Source organism: Delftia sp. RIT313 (genome assembly GCF_000632165.1).
GTDB lineage: Bacteria > Pseudomonadota > Gammaproteobacteria > Burkholderiales > Burkholderiaceae_C > Comamonas > Comamonas acidovorans.
Genome location: NZ_JFYT01000051.1, coordinates 1 through 17,880, shown reverse-complemented (window position 1 = coordinate 17,880; position 17,880 = coordinate 1). Strand labels below are relative to the sequence as shown.

Here is a 17,880-nt window from a genome sequence, read left to right as displayed (position 1 = left end):
TTCCCGTTACTCCTGTTGGCCGCACGCGCTCCCTCTGGCGGCGCCTGCGGCTTCTTTTTTGATTCCGGACATCACCATGCGCCTGCGTTCCACCATCGATTTCCTGCTCTATGAATGGCTGCGCGCCGATGCACTGGGCGAGCGCGAGCGCTTTGCCGACCATTCGCGCGACACCTTCGATGCCGTGCTCGACACCTGCGAGCGCATCGCCCGCGAGAAATACGCCCCCTTCAACCGCACCGTGGACACGCAGGAGCCGCAGTTCGACGGCGAGAAAGTCATCCTGCCCCAGTGCACCCACGATGCGCGCCAGGCCTATGCCGACTCGGGCATGCTCAGCGCCGCCCAGGACTACGACATCGGTGGCATGCAGCTGCCCTACACCGTGGAGGCGGCAGCCAACAGCTTCTTCGCGGCGGCCTCCATCAGTATCGGCTCCAACATGCTGACCTCGGGCAATGCCAATGCCATCATGGCCCACGGCACGGACATGCAAAAGCAGGTCTTCGCCACCAATGAATTCAATGGCCGCTGGGCCGGCACCATGTGCCTGTCCGAACCCCAGGCCGGCTCCTCGCTGAGCGACATCGCCACCCGTGCCGAGCCCGATGGCGCCGACTTCGAGAGCGATGCGCTGGGCCCGCGCTACCGCCTCAAGGGCAACAAGATGTGGATCAGCGCGGGCGACCATGAGCTGACCGAGAACATCGTCCACCTCGTGCTGGCCAAGATCCCCGGCCCCGATGGCAAGCCCGTGCCTGGCGTGCGGGGCATCTCGCTGTTCATCGTGCCCAAGAAGCTCGTGGACACCGAAGGCCAGCTCACCGGCGAGCGCAACGACGTTGCCCTGGCCGGCCTCAACCACAAGCTGGGCTGGCGCGGCACCACCAACACGCTGCTGAACTTCGGGGAAGGGCGCTTTCCCGTGCGCGGCGGCGCCGGGGCCGTGGGCTACCTGGTCGGCAAGCCCGGCGAGGGCCTCAAATGCATGTTCCACATGATGAACGAGGCCCGCATCTCCATCGGCATGGCCGCCACCATGCTGGGCCTGGCCGGCTACCACGCCAGCCTGGACTATGCGCAGAACCGCCCGCAGGGCCGGCCGATCAAGGGGGCGCCGGGTGCAGCCGGCAAGGATGCCACGCGCCCCCAGTCGCGCATCATCGAGCACGCCGACGTCAAGCGCATGCTGCTGGCGCAAAAGTCCTATTGCGAAGGCGCGCTGGCGCTGAACCTGTTCTGCGCGCGCCTGGTCGATGAGCAGCACACCGGCACGCCCGAATCCGTGGCCGAGGCCCGGCTGCTGCTGGAAGTGCTTACCCCCATCTCCAAGAGCTGGCCCAGCGAGTTCTGCCTGGAGGCCAACTCCCTGGCCATCCAGATCCACGGCGGCTACGGCTACACGCGCGACTTCCCCGTGGAGCAATACTGGCGCGACAACCGCCTGAACATGATCCACGAAGGCACGCACGGCATCCAGGCCATGGACCTGCTGGGCCGCAAGGTGCTCATGGAGGGCGGCAAGGGCCTGCAGCTGCTGGCCACGCGCATCAACGACACCATCCAGCGCGCCATGGCCCGGCCCGAACTGGCCGGCCATGCCAATGAACTGGCCAAGGCTCTGCAGGAAGTCGGCGCCGCCACCAAGGCCGCATGGGCCACCGACGACCCGCAACAGGCCCTGGCCAATGCCGTGCCCTACATGCAGGCCTTCGGCCACACGGTACTGGCCTGGATCTGGCTGGACGTGTCCCTGGCTGTACTCGCCAAGGACGCCGCCCTGGCCGAACCTGCCAACGCTGGCCGCATGGCCGCCATGCGCTACTTCTTTGGCTACGAGCTGCCGAAGATCGGCGCATGGCTCAAGGTCGTGCGTGAGCGCGACATGACCTGCGCGGAGATGAGTGAAGAGGCGTTCTGAGGGAGTTGGCAGCACGGCTGCCGGAGGATGCAAAAAAGCGCGGACCATGTGGTCTGCGCTTTTTTTATTTCAGGGAATTTCAAGGTTGCCGGAGAGCCTGGCCTGCTCTTTGACCCATTCCCTGGTTTTCCCGCGAACGCACCACTCGGGGTTTTTTACCCAGTCTGTGAAATAAATGGTTGGGTGATCCCTTAGTATGCTGCAATTGGTATATCCAAGCTTTGGCATTGCATAGTACTGCAATGGAATTAATATGATAAATGAAATGGCTATGCTTGCAAAATTAATGGAAAGCATAACTATCAAAATGCGCTCCATAATTTTTAGCACTCTTTCTTTGCAAGGAATTGCATTCGCGATCATCGTTAATAAGAGTATCGCTGGTGTTGGAAGTGAAGAGATTAATATTGGTGTGATTGGGACTATTTTTACAATTGCTTCATTGTTATGAAGGTCACTAATATTTGGAAACGTATCATTAATGCAAATGAGAACATTGGCAATGAATATGAGCATTAATAATGGAGTTCCCCATATGGAGTTTCTTCTATTTATGATTATGCGATTCTTCATTTTCTTTAATTGGTTTTATTTTACTCTAGATATGCTGCACAGGAGATTTTTGGTATCCATTGCTGGGGCGCAGTAAAAATCTTCTTTCTCGTGTTTATTTTCATTTTTCTGAATTTTTTCCCAAGCGATGGATTGTGTATTGATTTGATAGAGACCTGTTGCCGTTCTTTCGGGTAAGGCCTTCATAGCGTTTACGACATTTTCTTTGACTCGCCAATATGTATCGGCTTGGTTGAGCGCAAAGCTGGTGATGAGTACGGCTACAGCCATGGCAAAGAGCGGCATCACTGCCACCGTCGTCATTCCAGTGGTTATGGTGGCCGCCGCTATCCCAGCAAGTGTTCCCAGTCCTGCTTTCACGGCCTCCACTCCAATCCCACCCACAAGATCATGCATGGTCTTCTCGTCATTGAAGATGAAGTCCAGTGTCTCTATCCCGGTGCCCACCACCAGGCTCAGAAGAAACCCGCCCTTGGCCACATTCTGCAGACCGCGAATACCCAGGCCCATCTGGACCATGCGTGGATTGGCGGCAAGGAATCGCGTGCCTTGCAGCAGCTGGCGGCGAAGTCCCGCATAGCCCGTGATGATGATATAGGTGCCTGTGGCGGTTGTCTTGATATAGGAGCGGGCACCGGCCAGGCCCAATGCAATCAGCGTTTTGGTGATCAGGTACGCGTCGCTGACCATCAGGGAGGCGGGAGCGACCCAGGGTTTGCCTGCATTCGGGCTGGCGGTGTGTGTCCAGTATCGCCCAAGCGCACTGTGGGCCAGCATGGCATGCAGCGTGGCCGCCATGCGAGGATTGTTATGCGCCTTGTCGCTCAGTATGTCTGCGTATTCCTGTGGCGTGAGCACAATGGCATCGATCTGTTTTTGCTCCATTTGGCGAGCAAGCATGTCGGCATAGCCGATCTGATAGAAGGTGGCGGCAATGGAGGCTGGCATGGTGTATGGAGACGCTGGATCAGAAGCGGAATCGAGGATTCCAGCCAATGCGCCTTGATCAATAAAGGCAATTTGACGGAAATGAGTGGTTGCAAGCAGGCGAATAATCCGCTGTCAGTGTCCGAGCGGGTTTCTGATGTTTGCTGTGCGAAGAGTCCTCATTTGATTTCATGGCCTGCACGAGGTCAATCAAAGAAGTCGCCCACAGATCATTTTCAGAATTATCCTTAGGACAATTCTTAAAATCAGGTTTGAAATGCCAGGTGAATAGAGATGCTGCCAATGAGCGTTGGGTCCCAGGCAGCGCCATTCGCCATGGACGGTATTCACGGGGCACAAGCGCAGGCTGCCCGGCTCGGCCACGGGCATTTGCGGATGAAGGATGCGGGGAGAGGTGGTCCGTACCGCCGCTGCGCTTGCGGGCAGGCTGTTGGACCGGGGTATGGGCTACGGTCTCACCGTGCTGAATGCTTGCAGACGAGGACTCAGGGACCGGGTGTCAGCGCATCGGAAGCCGTGCAGGCGCTGAAGGCCGCCTGCCGGAGGGTGCATGCCTCAAAGATCCAGTCCGAGATAACGCGTGCCCGGCACGGGATTGAAGCTCACCGGCTCTGCATCCGCAAAACCCAGGGACTCATACAGCCGCTGCGCGGCCTGGAACTCGGGCAGCACGTCCAGGCAGATGCGGGTGTAGCCCGCATGCCGCGCGGTGTCCAGGATGCCTTCCACCAGGCGGCGACCCAGGTTTTCGCCGCGTACCGTGGGGCGCACGTAGACGCGCTTCATTTCGCCTGTCTGCACATCCACCTGGCGCAGGGCGGCGCAGCCCACGGGCTGGCCGTCTTTCCAGGCCAGCAGCACGCAGCCTTCGGGTGCGGCGTACTTGCCGGGCAGGGCGGCGAACTCGGTCTCGAAGTCCTGGAAGTCCAGGCTCACGGTGGGGCTGGCCACGTACTCCCGGAAGATGCGGACCACGGCGTCGAGGTCTTCGGGAAAGTGGGCGGGGCGGATATCGGTCATGGGTGGCAAGGGGTCAAGCCCGGTTCAAGGGCGCTGCTCAGTTGGAATGAAAGCGCACAAGGATAGGGCAAGACGCCCGGGCCGCCGCCGATCCGCTACAGCATGGGCACCATGCCCAAGCACAGGGCATCGTCGTGTGCCAGGCGGGCAACGGGACAGCCCGCAAGTCACTCCTTCGGGGGCGCCTGTTCAGGGCGTTCGCACCTGCCGGTTTGCCTGGAGATCTGTGCTCCAGCTTTCAGGCATTTGTCTTTCTCCACATGGTTCAGGATCAGCGGCGCCAGCCACGCTGCCAGCAAGGTAAGCGCCAAGGGCAGCACGCCAAGCACCCACAGCATCCACTTCGCCTCACGCCGGAAATGCCCGGAGATTCCTGCGTTGGGCGATGCGGGATCTTTCATGGCGATAGCCCCGCCTCAACTGCACAAGCGCAGATTGGTGCGCGCAGCCTTGAGCATGGGCAGCACCACATCGGCATCGGTGGGTGGATAGGCCTCGCGCAGTTCCTGATCCGTCTTGCCGGCTTCCTCGGCCAGCGGGGCCAGGGTCTGGCGGCAGGCGGCTGCATCGCCCGAGCGAAGCTGTGCCAGCGCCAGGTCGTTGCGCAGCCAGCCCTTGGTAACGCCGGTCAGCACCTCATCGCAGTCCTGCAGCACCGGCGCCAGCGTGGTCAGCGCCAGGCGGTAGTCCTTGGCGTCGTACGCGCGCTTGAAGTTTCTGCGCGATGCGGCAATGGCCTTGTCCGTGCAGCCCGGCGTGGGCCGAAGGTAATCGCCACCGAACCAGGCCCGCATGCCGCAGAAGTCCCGGCATGCCTCGGCGGTGGCCGTGTCGACGCCGACGCGCTGACCTGCAGGCGTGAAGTCCACGGCGCAGGCCGAATTCGCCATCCTGGCCCGGCCGTTGGTGATGGTGCCGTCCAATTCGCAGGCATGACCATTGGCGCCCACGGTCTGGATGTGGAACTTGCCGCCAGCCTGCACCACCAGATCGCCGCCCCCGCCTTTGCGCACATAGGTGCCCGGTGATGGTGTGGTGATCTGTGCGCTGGCCAAGCCTATTTGACAGGCGAGGATTGCGGCAAGCAGGGCCGGCAGGTGAGTGGCAGGCTTCATGGGGCGAGGGTTAGAGCGGCGATGGCGTCGAGTGTATCTACGCCAGGCGGCCGTCCCTCACAACGCCAGATGCAAAGCCTCCCCCGTCCCCTGCGCAGGCACGGCGCAGCAGATCAGTGCCTCGCCCGCTGGCACGGCGAAGGAGGGTGGCGAGGCATAGGTCACCCCGCCCTGCAGCACACGCGTGCGGCAGTCGCCGCAACTGCCCCCTCGGCAACCGAAGGCGGGCTCCAGCCCCCGGGCCTCGGCCACTTCGAGCAGGTTGCCGTCGCCGGGCTTCCAGCGCGCTTCCTTGGCCGAGTCGGCAAAGATGATGCGGACAGGCTGTGTGGCGGGTGCCGGCAGTTCGGCGGCGGGGGCTGCACCGGCCATGGAGCGCTTCAGGGCCGAGGGACCGAAGGCTTCTGCGTGGATGCGCTCGTCGGGCACGTTGCGTTCGCGCAGGCCGTCATAGGTGGCCTGCATGAAGGCGTCCGGGCCGCAGAGGTAGAAGTCGTAGTCGTCCCAGGGCAGGGTGGCCTTCAACAGGGCCATGTCGATGTGGCCCTCATGGTCGTAGTCGCGGCCGGCCTTTGCCGTGCCGGGCTGGCTGAGCGTTCGCACCCAGTGCACCTCGGCATTGCCAGCCTTCACCAGTTCGGCAATCTCCGTGTCAAAGGCCCGTTCGCTGCGCGTGCGAGCCGCCTGGAACAGCCAGGTGGGCCGCAGGCTGCGGGTGCGCCGGCCTTCGTGGACGATGTGGCGCAGCATGGCCAGCAAGGGCGTGATGCCTATGCCCGCGGCCAGCAGCACGGCGGGGCGGCGCAGGGCCGCATCGGCGGTGAAGCTGCCAGCGGGCGGGCGGGCCTCGACCAGATCGCCGGGCTTCAGGCCATGCAGATGGCTGGATGCGCGGCCTTGCCTCTTGACGCTGATGCGCAAGCGCCCGTCCGAAGGCGCCAGCGACAGCGTATAGGTGCGCTGCAGATGGCTGCCGTCCGCCAGCGTGAGGCGCAGCGGCAGGTGCTGGCCGGCCAGGGGGGGCACCGTGGCCATGCCATCGGCCGGCTCCAGGTAGAGCGAGCGGATGGTGGAACTCTCATCCACGGCCTGCGCCACCCGGAACGGCCGCCACTGCCGCCCCAGCCGGGCGGCGGCCAGGCGCTGGCTGGCATCGGCCCAGCTTCCGGTCATCTGCAGGTGGGGCGACCAGCCGTCGGCCGCCATGCTCCAGCGCAGCGGCAGGGCGTCGGGCCGGCGCACGATGCGGCGGGGCTTGAAGGTCCACAGGCGCTCGGCGCCCTCGAAGGCGGCGATTTCCGGGGAGTCGAGGATGACGCTGGCCTCGCCCGTCATCTGCAGCATTTCCCCGGTTTCGGAGTCGATGAACAGCAGGCCCGCCTTGGGATTGACCAGGAAGTTGCCCAACGTCATGAAGAACAGGTTGCCCGAGAAGTCGGGGATGGTCAGCGTTCCATCGGCGTCGATCCGCACAAAGCCCGGCTTGCCGCCACGGTGGGAGACATCGACCTGGCGCAGGCCATCCTCCCCATCAACGTAGGACGCCACGTAGAACGTATCCGCCTGCGCAATCAGCTCCCGCGCGCGCGGGTCCAGCGATGCCAGTTCGACCGCCGGCACCTGCGTGGGCTCGTCCGCAGGCCGGACGAACCGGACGCTGCGGTTCTGGATATAGCGCGGGCAGTTGCCGAAGCTCTGGACCACGCCGATGTCGAAGGCGCCCGCCCCATCAACGCCTGTCTTGCGCCGCACGGTGCCGTTGAGCCGGTTGCGCCTGCGCGTCATGGGGTCCATGCCCAGCAGGCCCACGGCATGGCCATCAGCCAGGCCCGGCTCGGCCGGGTCGGCCGCATCGCGGCCCGCCGCCACATGCAGGGTCGATGGATCGGGAGAGTGCAGGAAGCCCGGCTCGCCGGCCCGTACCGTGGCCCAGGCGTCGCCTTGCGCATCCACGCTGCCCAGCACCACGAAATGCAGCAGAGGATAGAACTCGCGGTGCTGGTCCAGCAGGAAGGGGCGCAGGAACTTGCGGCCCGGCATGTCCATGCGGCCCACGACGCCAACGCTTTGCTGGATCGCCAGTTCGCCCGCATGCCAGGGCGAGGCAGGGTTTTGCAGGGGTTGCGGGTGCATGGTGCGCTCCTTTGCCGGTGTTTCAGGGGAGGTGTGGCTCAGGCACTCAGGCGCTCAGGCCCGCAGGCCGGCCGGTGTCTGGGCGAATGCCACGAAGCCCGGCAGCGCCTCGATGCGGCCCAGCCAGGCGCGCACTTCGCGGTAGGGTTGCAGGTCCACATTGCCTTCGGGCGCGCTGGCGATGTAGCTGTACAGGGCCACGTCGGCAATCGTGGGCGTGGCGCCGGTGAGGAAGGGGCGGGTGGTCAATTGCGCCTCGATCTTGCCGAGGATGGCGTGGGCGCGGGCTATCACTTCCTCGGCCTGGAAGGGGGCCTTGAACACCGTGACCAGCCGGGCCGCCGCCGGGCCGAAGGCAATGGGGCCGGCGGCGATGCTCAGCCATTTCTGGATCTCAGCCTCGGCCTGTGCGCCCAGGGGCATCCAGTCCTGGCGGTCCAGCTTGCGCGCCAGGTAGACGAGGATGGCGTTGGAGTCGGCAATCACCGTGCCGTTGTCGTCCAGCACCGGCACCTGGCCCAGCGGGTTCAGCGCCAGGAATTCGGGCTTCTTCTGCGCGCCGTTGGCCAGGTCCACGTGGACCAGCTCATGCTCCACGCCCAGCAGGCCGAGGAAGAGGCGGGCGCGGTGGGCGTGGCCGGACAGGGGAAAGTGGTAGAGCTTCATTGCGGTTCCTTGGGGTTGGTGAAGGCGCCGGTTGTCGGCGCCACGGGACGTATCCTCCTTCTCCGCCCGCATCTTTAGAATCCCTGGCGGCGGCAAGTCACTCTTGCGGGAACGCGAACAAAGCGCCGGCGCAAACCTGGGCAGTTCTGCGCGGGCCGCTCGCAGCCGGGCAGATACACGACACAGACAAGGCAGGCACAGATGGATCGCTTCCAGTCCATGACGGCATTTCTCGCGGTGGTGGACACGGGCGGCTTCGCCTCGGCCGCACGGCGGCTCAAGGTCTCGCCCTCGGTGGTGACGCGGGCCGTCTCCGACCTGGAGGAGCGCCTGGGCGTGCGCCTGCTCACGCGCACCACGCGCTTCGTGCGCGTGACCGAGGCCGGCACCGCCTACGCCGACAGCTGCCGCCGCATCCTGGCCGAGCTGGAAGAGGCCGACGAGCATGCCGCCAGCGCCCATGCCGCACCGCGCGGCCGGCTCACGCTCACGGCGCCGGTCAACTTCGGGCGCATGCACGTGCTGCCCGTGGTGCACGACTACCTGGGCCGGTTTCCTGAGGTGGACGTCAACTGCTGGTTTGTGGACCGCGTGGTCAGCCTGGTGGACGAGGGCGTGGACGTGGCCGTGCGCATCGGCGATCTGCCCGATTCCTCGCTGCAGGCGATCCGCGTGGGCAGCGTGCGGCAGGTGCTGTGTGCCTCGCCCGCATACCTGGCCAGCCACGGCGTGCCCCAGCGGCCCGAGGAGCTAGCGCAGCACACCACCATCACCGCATCCGGCCTCACCTCCACGCCCGAATGGCGGTTTCTCGAAGGCGACAAGGCCCTGGCCGTGCGCCTGCAGCCGCGCCTCATGTCCATGACCAACGAGGCTGCGGCGGACTGCGCCCTGGCCGGGCAAGGCATCACGCGCCTGCCGCTCTACCAGATCGCCAAGCCCGTGCAGGAGGGCGCACTGCGCCTGGTGCTGGAGCCCTTCGAGCGGCCACCGCTGCCGATTCATTTGGTGCACAGGGAAGGGAGGCACGCCGCGCATCGCGTGCGGGCCTTCATCGATATGGCGGTGGATGCGCTGCGGGTGGCGGCGTTGAGGTGGTAGCGGCCATTGCCGGGAAGCCATCTTCCGCGCATTGCAAACCATGTGCACCAGCGCCGAATCGCTGGATTGCGGCTTTGTCGATCAGGCCGAGGTCAGGCGCAGGGAGGCTGCGCAGGTGGCTCGGGAAATGACTTTGGGGTTGGGCGCGTAGGCAAGCATGGCGTTTCTATTGGGAGAATCGGGTTGTTTCTCCCTGCAATAGATAGGCAAATGCCATTTCGCCGGACGGCGGATTCTTCAACTTGAAGCGAGTGACATTCAGAACACCGTGCCAGCCCGGTGGATGTGAATAGCCTTCAATCGCCGTCAATTTGAAAGTCTGCCATTTTCCATGGTTGTGGAATTCGCCTTTCCCGTTGCGAACATGCCAATTGACCTCTCGAACGCGCAGGCACTCGGTGCCATTGGCTGTGCTGTCATTGCATCGCACATGTTGTGCTTCGACTTCCAGAAGAATCGGCTGGCCCTCACTTCCGTACTTCGTTATTGGTGTGGGTTCGCCTTTCAATTCCCACCGGCTGCCATCGCCAAAGCGCAGTTGCAGATGGGGCGGTGCGTTGGCGATTGCCGTTGTCAATGTGTAGTGGAATTTCCTTGACAGTAAGTCACTCGCCCATTTTTGCAGCTCCATCAATGGCTCGGGACACCCGGCCATCGTGTAGATGCCGGGCTTGATCTGGAGGCCTGCATCGGCATCCATCTCATATTTCCAGTTCATGAAATTGCATATCCGTGTACCGAAATCTCCATCTTTGGAGAACCAGAGCTTTATTGAGGGGCTGTCTGGTGTTTTCCAATTCTTTTTCTCTTTGCCTACGGCATCGAAAGCCTGCTGCAGGTTCCATTCGTAGGCAGATAAATACTCCGCGTCCTTGTTTTGATGCGGTAGCGCACTTTGGCTGGCAATGTGTTCCATGCCGTGGCTTGCAGTGGACAAAAGTATGGCTGCCAGGAATTGAAGAAAAGCTTTCAATTGAAGCCCTCAAGGTGGTGACCAGAGAACCCGCTATCGCAGGGAAGAGGCCTCTACCCAGATCGTATGCCCTGGGTGGTGTTCCTCAATGGTGGACACGGCATCGTCGATCAAAACGCGGTCCTCCAGCGAGTAGGCAAAGCGGCTGAGGTTGGACCATTGTCGGGCGGCGTAGTCGGCCTCGGAAATCGCGTCGCTGCCGCACCAGATGGCGTCGCTTTCGGTGGCGGCGAGAAGTGCCTGTGCCAAGCCGGTAGATGTGATCGCCAGGAAGATCATGGGCATGTGGTCCGGGTGTTGATGATGGACAGTTTGCCTTCGATGGCCAGTCCGCCGGGCCTGCCTGGATCAAACAAAACTAGAATGATAGTCATTCTCGTTGTCGATTTCTCACCTCCCCCGGCCATGCCCACCCCTTCCGCTTCCTGGACCGCTGCGCGCTGGCACCAGCTTTTCTGTGCCTGCCAGCAGCAACTGGTGTCCTATCTGGCCGGCAAGACCGGCAGCCGTGATGAGGCGCAGGAACTGGCCCAGGAAACCTGGCTGCGCCTGGCCGATGCGCCGCCGCAGCTGCCCGATGGCAGCTCGCCCACGCTCGAAGCCGCGCGGGCCTACCTGTTTGCCACGGCCAAGCATCTGGCGATAGACAGGCTGCGCCAGCGCGGTGCGCAGCAGCGCTGCATGGACGACTGGGCGCAATTGCAGTCCGAGGCCGAAGGCGATGTGGCCGACCGCGCCATGTACCGGCAGGCACTGGCCGTGGTGGAGCGCACGATTGCAGACCTGCCCGAGCGCATGCAGGCCGCCTTGCTGGCCCACCGCCTGCATGGCGAGCGGCAGGCCGACATCGCCCAGCGCCTGCAGGTCTCCCTGAACACCGTGGAGCGCGACCTGATGCAGGCCGATGCCTGCCTGGAAGCCGCCTTGCTGCGCTGGCGCGGCGGGGTGGAGGCGGGCTTGCAGGCCTCTTCCAGAAAGCGGCGGCGGCGTGCCCTGGGTGCGCTGCTGGGCGTGGCCGGCATGGCCTGCGCGGCCTGGCCCGCCTGGCAGATGTGGAGCCGCCGCGTGCTGTGGCAAGGTGAACTGGCCAGCGCCACGGGCGTGCAGCGCAGCCTGGAGCTGCCCGATGGCAGCGTGCTGCGCGTGGACGCCGCCAGCCGCGTGGCACTGACCTACCGTGCCGACCTGCGACAGGCACAGCTGCTGGAAGGCGCCGCCTTCTTTGCCGTGGCGCGCGATGCGGCACGCCCCTTTGTGGTGGAGGCCGGCCCCCTGCGCGTGACCGTGCTGGGCACGCGCTTTGGTGTGGAACTGGAGCCCGATGCGGTGCGCGTGCAGGTGGAGTCGGGCCAGGTGCGGGTGGAGCATGCGGCCACCGGGCGCAGCCAGTTGCTGCAGGACAGCCAGTCGCTGCGCATTCCCCTGGACGGCGGTGCAGGAGATACCGACGGCGCTGCATGGCAGCCGCAGCTCCAGCAACGGCCCGCGGCCTGGCGCGAGGGCGAGCTGGTCTTCGAACAGGAACCGCTGGGCCGCGTCGTGCACCGGCTGGGCCGCTACACGCGGCGCCGCCTGGTGGTGGAGGAGGGCGCGGCGCAACTGGCCATCAGCGGCCATGTGCGCATTGCCCAGACCGAGCGATGGTTGCGCGGGCTGCCGCAGTTCGCGCCGGTGCAGGTCAGCGTGCTGGACGACGGCGGCCTGCGGATTGCGCGGCGCGGCGGGCGCGCGGAGCCGTGAAGTTTTTTTCAGGGTTTTTGGGAGTGACTCGTATTTGCATATGAAAGGCCGGGCGCCCTGCCTGTGCCGGCGATTCGCAATGAGCCTGTCTTCCAGAAAGTCCTTATGTCCGCTCCCAAGTCCTCCCGATTCCGATTCCGCCTCCGTCTCCGCCGCACAGCGGTTTTTCATGCATGTGCAGGCCTGGTGCTGGGCCTGCAACTGCAGTTGGCCGCCGCGCAATCGGTGTCCTTCGACGTGCCGGCCCAGCCGCTGGCCCAGGCGCTGAGCCAGTTTGCGCGCCAGGCGGGGCTGCAGCTCACCTACTCCTCCGAACTGGTGCAGGGCCGGCAGGCCCCGGCGCTCAACGGCAGCCACGATGTGCGCCAGGGCCTGGCGGCATTGCTGCAGGGCAGCGGCCTGCAGGGGCGCATCGAGGGCGGCACGCTGACCCTGCTGCCTGCTGCGGCCCATGCGCCCGACAACCTGCCGGAAAACGCCCACCGCCTGTCCGAGATCACCGTGACGGCCGGCGACCAGTATGTGAGCCTGCTGCCCGCGCCCTACGCCGGCGGGCAGGTGGCCAAGGGCGTGCGCCTGGGCGTGCTGGGCAATACCGGCAACATGCAGGCGCCGTTCAGCACCACCAGCTACACGTCCGAGGCCGTGCGCAACCAGCAGGCCGGCACCATTGCCGAGGCGGTGAACCGCGACCCTTCCGTGCGCTACACCGTGCTGCCGGGCGGCAACGTGGACAACCTCTATATCCGGGGCTTTCCGATCTGGGAGGGCAACTCGGGCGAGATCGCCTTTGACGGCATCTACGGCATTGCCCCCAACTACCGCGTGCGCACCGAGTACGTGGACCGCATCGAGGTGGTCAAGGGGCCCGGCGCGCTGCTGTTCGGCATGTCGCCCAACGGCTCCGTGGGCGGGGTGATCAACATCGCGCCCAAGCGCGCCAATGAAGATGTGGCGCGGCTGACCACGGGTTGGACTTCGGACAGCCTCTGGCGCGCCCACGCCGACGTGGGCCGGCGCTTTGGCGACGAGGCCCAGTACGGCATCCGTGTGAACGCCAGCAAGTACGGCGGCGATACGTCCATGGACCATCAAAGCACCGATGGCCATGTGCTGGCCGTGGCGCTGGACTACGAGGTGGAGCGCTTCCGTGCCACGCTGGACCTGCTCTCGCAGGACGAGCGCATCGACGGCGTGGGCCGGCCCATCATGCCCACGGGGCTCACCTCCATGCCTGCCGCGCCGGATGGCCGGCGCAACGTGACCCAGCCCTGGGAATGGTCCAAGAACCGCGAGCGCGCCGTGCTGCTGCGCACCGAACTGGACCTCACGCAGCAGCTCACGCTGTTCGCCAACATCGGCCAGTCGCGCGCCGATGTGGACCGCATCTACGACTCGGCCCCGCGCCTGACCAGTGCGGCGGGCGCCACCAGCATCACGCCCACCTACGCGGTGTTCGACGTGGACCGCAGCACCATCGACGCGGGCCTGCGCTCGCGCTTTGCGCTGGCCGGTGTCAAGCATTCGGTCACGCTGCAGCTGGCCAGCTACCGCGAGGATTTTCACCGCGCGCTGCAGGCGGGCTCCACCGTGGCGTCCAGCATCTATGCGCCCATTGCCCACGCGCCGCAGAGCATTGCGCGGCCTTCGGCCATTCCGCGCATTCATGACAACCGCAACACCAGCCTGGCCCTGGTGGACACGCTCTCGCTGCTGCAGGACAGGCTGCAACTGTCGCTGGGCCTGCGCCACCAGGCCATCAAGTCCACCAACTACAACGTGCTCACGGGCGGCACCGCCAATGTCTACGACGAGAGCGTGACCACGCCCGCCGTGGGCGTGGTCTGGCGCCAGGCGCCGAACTGGAGCCTCTATGCCAACTACATCGAAGGCCTGAGCAAGGGCGACATCGCACCGCCCGCGGCCAGCAACTACGGCGAGGTGCTGCGTCCCTACAAGAGCCGCCAGTACGAAGTGGGCAGCAAGTACGACTTCGGCAGCTTCATGGCCACCGCCGCCCTGTTCAGCATTGAAAAACCCAGCGGCGGCCTGGAGCAGGGCGTCTACAAGACCAACGGCGAGCAGCGCAACCTGGGCATGGAGCTGTATGCCTACGGCGAGGCCGCGCGCGGCCTGCGCCTGCTCGGTGGCGTGACCTGGCTCAAGCCCGAGATCACGCGCTCGGCCACGCCTGCGCTGGTGGGCAACCGGCCCATCGGCACCTCGCGGCTGCTGGCCAACCTGGGCGTGGAATGGGATGTGCCCGCCCTTGAGGGCCTGACCCTGGTCGGCGACCTGGCCTACACCGGCGCCCAGTTCGTGGACCAGGCCAACCGCCTGCGCATCCCGGGCTGGACACGCACCGACCTGGGCCTGCGCTACGCCACCCGCATCGCAGGCCGCAAGACCACGCTGCGCGCCACGGTGCAGAACGTGGCCGACCGCAAGGCCTGGGCCGGTGTCACGTCCTGGGGCGCCGTCTCGCCGATGATTCCGCGCACCTTCGTGGTGTCGGCTTCGGTGGATTTCTGAGGAACCGGGCGGCCTAGGCGCCTTCCGTAGCCGAACGAATGGCGGCGCTCTGCGCCGCAGGGGCTCCCTGGCCGTCACGCGCTGCGGCTTTGCGTGCCGGCAGCCATCGGCAGGCACCCAACGCCGCCAGAACCGCCAGCGCCGCGCAGCCGAAGATGACCTGCAGCCCGTGGCCCAGCGCGGCGGTGACGGCATCGGCGTGTGCCCCCAGGGGGCTGGCCGCAGCCAGCTCCTGTTTCATCAAATGGGTGAGCAGGGCTGCCAGCAAGGCTACGCCGGCGGCGCCGCCCAGGCTGCGCAGCATGACGGGTGCCGCCGTGGCAATGCCCAGGTGCCGGGCCGGCGACACACGCTGCGCCACTACGGTGATGATGGGAAACATCAGCCCCAGTCCCAGGCCCAGCGGCAGCAGTCCTGCGGACAGGGCCAGCGGTGCCTGCGGCAGCCAGTGCAAGGCTGCGGTGATCAGTCCGAACGACAGCAGCATCAGCACGCAGGCCACCCGGGCGAGCGACGCGGCTGGCGTCTGGGCGCGCAGGCGCCGGCCGCTGCCAATGGCCCCTGCGGTGATGCCGGCCATCAGTGGCGCCAGGTGCCAGGCGGAGCCGGTAGGCGACAGGTGCAGGCCAATCTGCAGATACTGCGGAAGGAAGACAACGGCCGCATACAGCGCAACGCCCGTGGACAGGGCCAGGAAACTGACCGCCGCGTAGGCCGGGTGGGCAAACAGCGACAGGGGCAGCAGCGGATGGGTGGCGCGGCGCTGGCGCACGAAGAATGCCAGGGCGAACTTGGCGCCCAGGGCCAGCAGCACCCACAGCGATAGCTGCTCGGGCAGATTCAGATGGCTGTGCTGGGTGGCCAGCAGCAGGCTGACAAGGGCTGCGGCCAGCAACACGGCACCCAGCCAGTCGATGCGCTGGCGGGGCCGGGGCTCGGCGGCAGCCTGCGGCGCAGCCGCCCTGGCGGGCAGCGCCCATGCCAGCACTCCCCAGGCCAGCCCTGCGAGCGGCACGTTCAGCCAGAACGCCCAGTGCCAGGACAGATGCTCCACCAGCGCCCCGCCCAGCAGCGGGCCGATCATGGTCGACAAGCCATAGGCGGCGCCCAGCAGGCCCTGGTAGCGGGCCCTTTGTTCAGGCGCAAACAGGTCGGCGAGGGTCAGCATCGTCAGCGTCATGAGCCCGCCGCCGCCTGCGCCCTGCAGGGCACGCGCCAACACCAGCTGCTGCAGGTCATGGCTGGCACCACAGGCCAGGGAGCCGGCCAGGAACAGGCCGATGGCCAGCAGCAGCATGGGCTTTCTGCCCAGCACATCGGCCAGCCGCCCGTACAGCGCAATCACCACGGTGGCCGCCAGCAGATAGGCCGAGAACACCCAGGCCAGCGGCCAATGGCCCGGCAGTTCTCGGGCCATCACGGGCAGGGCGGTCGAAAGAATGGTCTGGTCCAGGGCCGCGAGGACGAGCGTCAGCACGAGCATGGCGAAGCAAAGCCGGGGCAGGTTCCGCCGACCGGGCGGGGAAGTCAGCGAGGTTGTGGGCGTGGGCGTCATGGGCGTGCAGCGGCGAGGGCTTGGGTTGAGGCAACGGCCGCCAGTGTCGGGAGCGGTGTGGGTTTTGTACAGTGCAATGTATTGAACGTATGATTTCGTATGGCGAACACATACGACCTCAACCTGCTGATTGCACTGGATGCCTTGCTCAGCACCGGCAGCGTGACGCAGGCGGCCGGGCGCATGCACCTGAGCACTCCCGCCATGAGCCATACGCTGGCACGCATCAGGGAGGCGTTTGGCGATCCCATCCTGGTGCGTGCGGGCCGCAGCCTGGTGCCCACGCCGCGCGCCCTGGCCCTGGCGGAGCCGGTGCGCGCGCTGCTGGCCCAGGCGCGGGCGCTGCAGGACCCTGTCGATGCGGGAGGACTGGCGGGCCTGCGCCGCCGCTTCGTGGTGCGGGCGCCCGAAGGCATTGCCGTCGTCTTCGGTGCCAGCCTCTCGCGTGCGCTGGAGGCGGAAATGCCGCTGGCCAGCCTGCAGTTCCTGCCCGAAACCCATGCCGACCCGGGGGCCCTGCGCGAAGGCCGCATCGACCTGGATGTGGGCAGCTTTCGCAGCATGGACCCGGAAACCGAGAGCCTGGTGATATCGGAGCAGACCTTGGTGGGCGTCGTGCGCGCCGGCCATCCCCTGTTGAAGTCCACCAGAAAGTCGCAACGGCTGAGCGCCGCGCAGTTCGCCGCCGCGCGCCACGTCGGCATCACCCAGCGCCCGGGTGAAAGCTCGCCCGTGGATGCTGCCCTGGAGGCGCTGGGCCTGCAGCGGCAACTGGCGCTGCTGGTGCCCAGTTCGTTCTCGGCCCTGATTGCGGCCTCCCGCACCGACCTGGTGGCCTGCGTGCCGACACGCACGGCGCATGGCATGGCCGCATCGCTGGGGCTGGTGGTGTTTGCCCTGCCCATCGAAGTACAGGTGCAGCCCATGCGCATGGCCTGGCATCCGCGCCATCAGGCGGATCCCGCGCATCAATGGTTGCGCGACTGCATTCAACGGCAGCTCGATGATCCGCAATGGATCAGGCCTTCCTTGGCGTCGCTGACGGATGGGGCCGGCAGAGGGGTTACCTGACCCGCACCGTGGCGGGAGCGGCCCGGTTCTCCCTCCATCGGTCTATGCTCGCGGCATGAACGCAAGCAAGACCCTGCTGATCGTCTACCACTCCATGACCGGCGGCACCCGCCAGATGGCCGAGGCCGCGCGCGACGGCGCAGCGGCCGAAGGCCAGGGCGTGCAGGTGCGCCTGCTGCATGCCTCCGAGGCCGGCCCCGACGATGTGCTGTCCGCCGACGGCTACCTCTTCGCCACCCCGGAAAACCTGGCCGCCATCAGCGGACAGCTCAAGGACTTCTTCGACCGCAGCTACTACGCGGCGCTGGACCACCTCAATGGCCGGCCCTATGCCAGCCTCATCTGCGCGGGCAGCGACGGCCAGAACGCCGCCCGCCAGATCGCCCGCATCGCCACCGGCTGGCGCCTCAAGCCCGTGGCTGAGCCCCTGATCATCTGCACCCACGCCCAGACCACCGAGGCCATCCTGGCGCCCAAGCGGATTGCCGCAGCTGAGCTGGAGCAGTGCCGGGCGTTGGGGGAGGCGATGGGG

The 17,880-nt window shown here is 65.7% G+C and carries 16 protein-coding genes; 6 read left to right on the top strand and 10 right to left on the bottom strand.

Translation table 11 applies throughout. The features are described from left to right. Positions 1 to 76: 76 nt before the first annotated feature. A complete protein-coding gene (locus BW39_RS15180; RefSeq protein ID WP_043822772.1) occupies positions 77 to 1,921 on the top strand; it encodes an acyl-CoA dehydrogenase in 1,845 nt (614 codons plus the stop codon). Between the two features lie 69 nt (positions 1,922 to 1,990). Here BW39_RS15180 and BW39_RS31995 read toward each other — a convergent pair whose 3' ends face one another. The 7 genes from BW39_RS31995 to BW39_RS15150 all read right to left on the bottom strand — a co-directional run bounded on the left by BW39_RS31995 (position 1,991) and on the right by BW39_RS15150 (position 8,376). Continuing rightward, entirely contained in the window at positions 1,991 to 2,494 is a 504-nt protein-coding gene (locus tag BW39_RS31995; RefSeq protein WP_235264215.1) for a hypothetical protein, read from the bottom strand. 15 nt (positions 2,495 to 2,509) lie between these two features. After that, positions 2,510 to 3,442, bottom strand: coding sequence for a hypothetical protein (locus BW39_RS15175; protein WP_043822730.1), 933 nt, complete (start codon positions 3,440 to 3,442; stop codon positions 2,510 to 2,512). A gap of 555 nt (positions 3,443 to 3,997) precedes the next feature. Then, positions 3,998 to 4,462 carry a GNAT family N-acetyltransferase gene (locus BW39_RS15170; RefSeq protein WP_043822728.1) on the bottom strand — a complete coding sequence of 155 codons (465 nt, stop codon included), beginning with the start codon at positions 4,460 to 4,462 and terminating at the stop codon, positions 3,998 to 4,000. Positions 4,463 to 4,629: 167 nt separating this feature from the next. Next, entirely contained in the window at positions 4,630 to 4,863 is a 234-nt protein-coding gene (locus BW39_RS15165) for a hypothetical protein (protein ID WP_043822725.1), read from the bottom strand. 15 nt (positions 4,864 to 4,878) lie between these two features. Continuing rightward, positions 4,879 to 5,577 (bottom strand): hypothetical protein, encoded by a 699-nt coding sequence (locus BW39_RS15160; protein ID WP_043822722.1) that lies wholly within the window; start codon positions 5,575 to 5,577, stop codon positions 4,879 to 4,881. 57 nt (positions 5,578 to 5,634) lie between these two features. Then, entirely contained in the window at positions 5,635 to 7,710 is a 2,076-nt protein-coding gene (locus BW39_RS15155; protein WP_043822721.1) for an FAD-binding oxidoreductase, read from the bottom strand. Positions 7,711 to 7,764: 54 nt separating this feature from the next. Next, a complete protein-coding gene (locus BW39_RS15150) occupies positions 7,765 to 8,376 on the bottom strand; it encodes a glutathione S-transferase family protein (RefSeq protein WP_034392716.1) in 612 nt (203 codons plus the stop codon). Positions 8,377 to 8,577: 201 nt separating this feature from the next. On the opposite strand from BW39_RS15150, the gene BW39_RS15145 reads away from it, so the two are divergent. Then, complete coding sequence (locus tag BW39_RS15145) at positions 8,578 to 9,477, top strand: LysR family transcriptional regulator (protein WP_043822718.1); 900 nt, start codon at positions 8,578 to 8,580, stop codon at positions 9,475 to 9,477. Between the two features lie 166 nt (positions 9,478 to 9,643). On the opposite strand, the gene BW39_RS30390 is transcribed toward BW39_RS15145, so the two are convergent. After that, positions 9,644 to 10,393, bottom strand: coding sequence for a DUF4377 domain-containing protein (locus BW39_RS30390; RefSeq protein ID WP_081816214.1), 750 nt, complete (start codon positions 10,391 to 10,393; stop codon positions 9,644 to 9,646). Positions 10,394 to 10,483: 90 nt separating this feature from the next. Then, the gene (locus tag BW39_RS15140; RefSeq protein WP_043822769.1) at positions 10,484 to 10,729 is read right to left on the bottom strand and encodes a hypothetical protein; all 246 of its coding nucleotides are present in this window, start codon (positions 10,727 to 10,729) and stop codon (positions 10,484 to 10,486) included. Positions 10,730 to 10,855: 126 nt separating this feature from the next. Here BW39_RS15140 and BW39_RS15135 point away from each other — a divergent pair, with 126 nt between their 5' ends. Next, complete coding sequence (locus BW39_RS15135) at positions 10,856 to 12,190, top strand: sigma-70 family RNA polymerase sigma factor (RefSeq protein ID WP_043822716.1); 1,335 nt, start codon at positions 10,856 to 10,858, stop codon at positions 12,188 to 12,190. Positions 12,191 to 12,376: 186 nt separating this feature from the next. Next, the gene (locus BW39_RS15130; RefSeq protein ID WP_235264214.1) at positions 12,377 to 14,722 is read left to right on the top strand and encodes a TonB-dependent receptor; all 2,346 of its coding nucleotides are present in this window, start codon (positions 12,377 to 12,379) and stop codon (positions 14,720 to 14,722) included. A 13-nt stretch (positions 14,723 to 14,735) separates the two neighbouring features. Here BW39_RS15130 and BW39_RS15125 read toward each other — a convergent pair whose 3' ends face one another. After that, on the bottom strand, positions 14,736 to 16,205 hold the full coding sequence (locus BW39_RS15125; protein WP_235264213.1) for an MFS transporter: 1,470 nt from the start codon (positions 16,203 to 16,205) through the stop codon (positions 14,736 to 14,738). Between the two features lie 171 nt (positions 16,206 to 16,376). On the opposite strand from BW39_RS15125, the gene BW39_RS15120 reads away from it, so the two are divergent. Together BW39_RS15120 and BW39_RS15115 are read left to right on the top strand one after the other, a co-directional pair. Further along, a complete protein-coding gene (locus tag BW39_RS15120; RefSeq protein WP_043822711.1) occupies positions 16,377 to 17,348 on the top strand; it encodes a LysR family transcriptional regulator in 972 nt (323 codons plus the stop codon). Positions 17,349 to 17,403: 55 nt separating this feature from the next. Next, positions 17,404 to 17,880: flavodoxin family protein (locus BW39_RS15115; protein WP_043822710.1), on the top strand; the 477-nt coding region annotated here is incomplete at its 3' end.

Coding starts and splice junctions, on each gene's coding strand:
- BW39_RS31995 (WP_235264215.1), bottom strand. CDS start 2,494: ATGAAGAATCGCATAATCATAAATAGAAGAAACTCCATATGGGGAACT.
- BW39_RS15165 (WP_043822725.1), bottom strand. CDS start 4,863: ATGAAAGATCCCGCATCGCCCAACGCAGGAATCTCCGGGCATTTCCGG.
- BW39_RS15170 (WP_043822728.1), bottom strand. CDS start 4,462: ATGACCGATATCCGCCCCGCCCACTTTCCCGAAGACCTCGACGCCGTG.
- BW39_RS15155 (WP_043822721.1), bottom strand. CDS start 7,710: ATGCACCCGCAACCCCTGCAAAACCCTGCCTCGCCCTGGCATGCGGGC.
- BW39_RS15180 (WP_043822772.1), top strand. CDS start 77: ATGCGCCTGCGTTCCACCATCGATTTCCTGCTCTATGAATGGCTGCGC.
- BW39_RS15150 (WP_034392716.1), bottom strand. CDS start 8,376: ATGAAGCTCTACCACTTTCCCCTGTCCGGCCACGCCCACCGCGCCCGC.
- BW39_RS30390 (WP_081816214.1), bottom strand. CDS start 10,393: ATGGAACACATTGCCAGCCAAAGTGCGCTACCGCATCAAAACAAGGAC.
- BW39_RS15135 (WP_043822716.1), top strand. CDS start 10,856: ATGCCCACCCCTTCCGCTTCCTGGACCGCTGCGCGCTGGCACCAGCTT.
- BW39_RS15145 (WP_043822718.1), top strand. CDS start 8,578: ATGGATCGCTTCCAGTCCATGACGGCATTTCTCGCGGTGGTGGACACG.
- BW39_RS15175 (WP_043822730.1), bottom strand. CDS start 3,442: ATGCCAGCCTCCATTGCCGCCACCTTCTATCAGATCGGCTATGCCGAC.
- BW39_RS15120 (WP_043822711.1), top strand. CDS start 16,377: ATGGCGAACACATACGACCTCAACCTGCTGATTGCACTGGATGCCTTG.
- BW39_RS15140 (WP_043822769.1), bottom strand. CDS start 10,729: ATGATCTTCCTGGCGATCACATCTACCGGCTTGGCACAGGCACTTCTC.
- BW39_RS15160 (WP_043822722.1), bottom strand. CDS start 5,577: ATGAAGCCTGCCACTCACCTGCCGGCCCTGCTTGCCGCAATCCTCGCC.
- BW39_RS15125 (WP_235264213.1), bottom strand. CDS start 16,205: ATGCTCGTGCTGACGCTCGTCCTCGCGGCCCTGGACCAGACCATTCTT.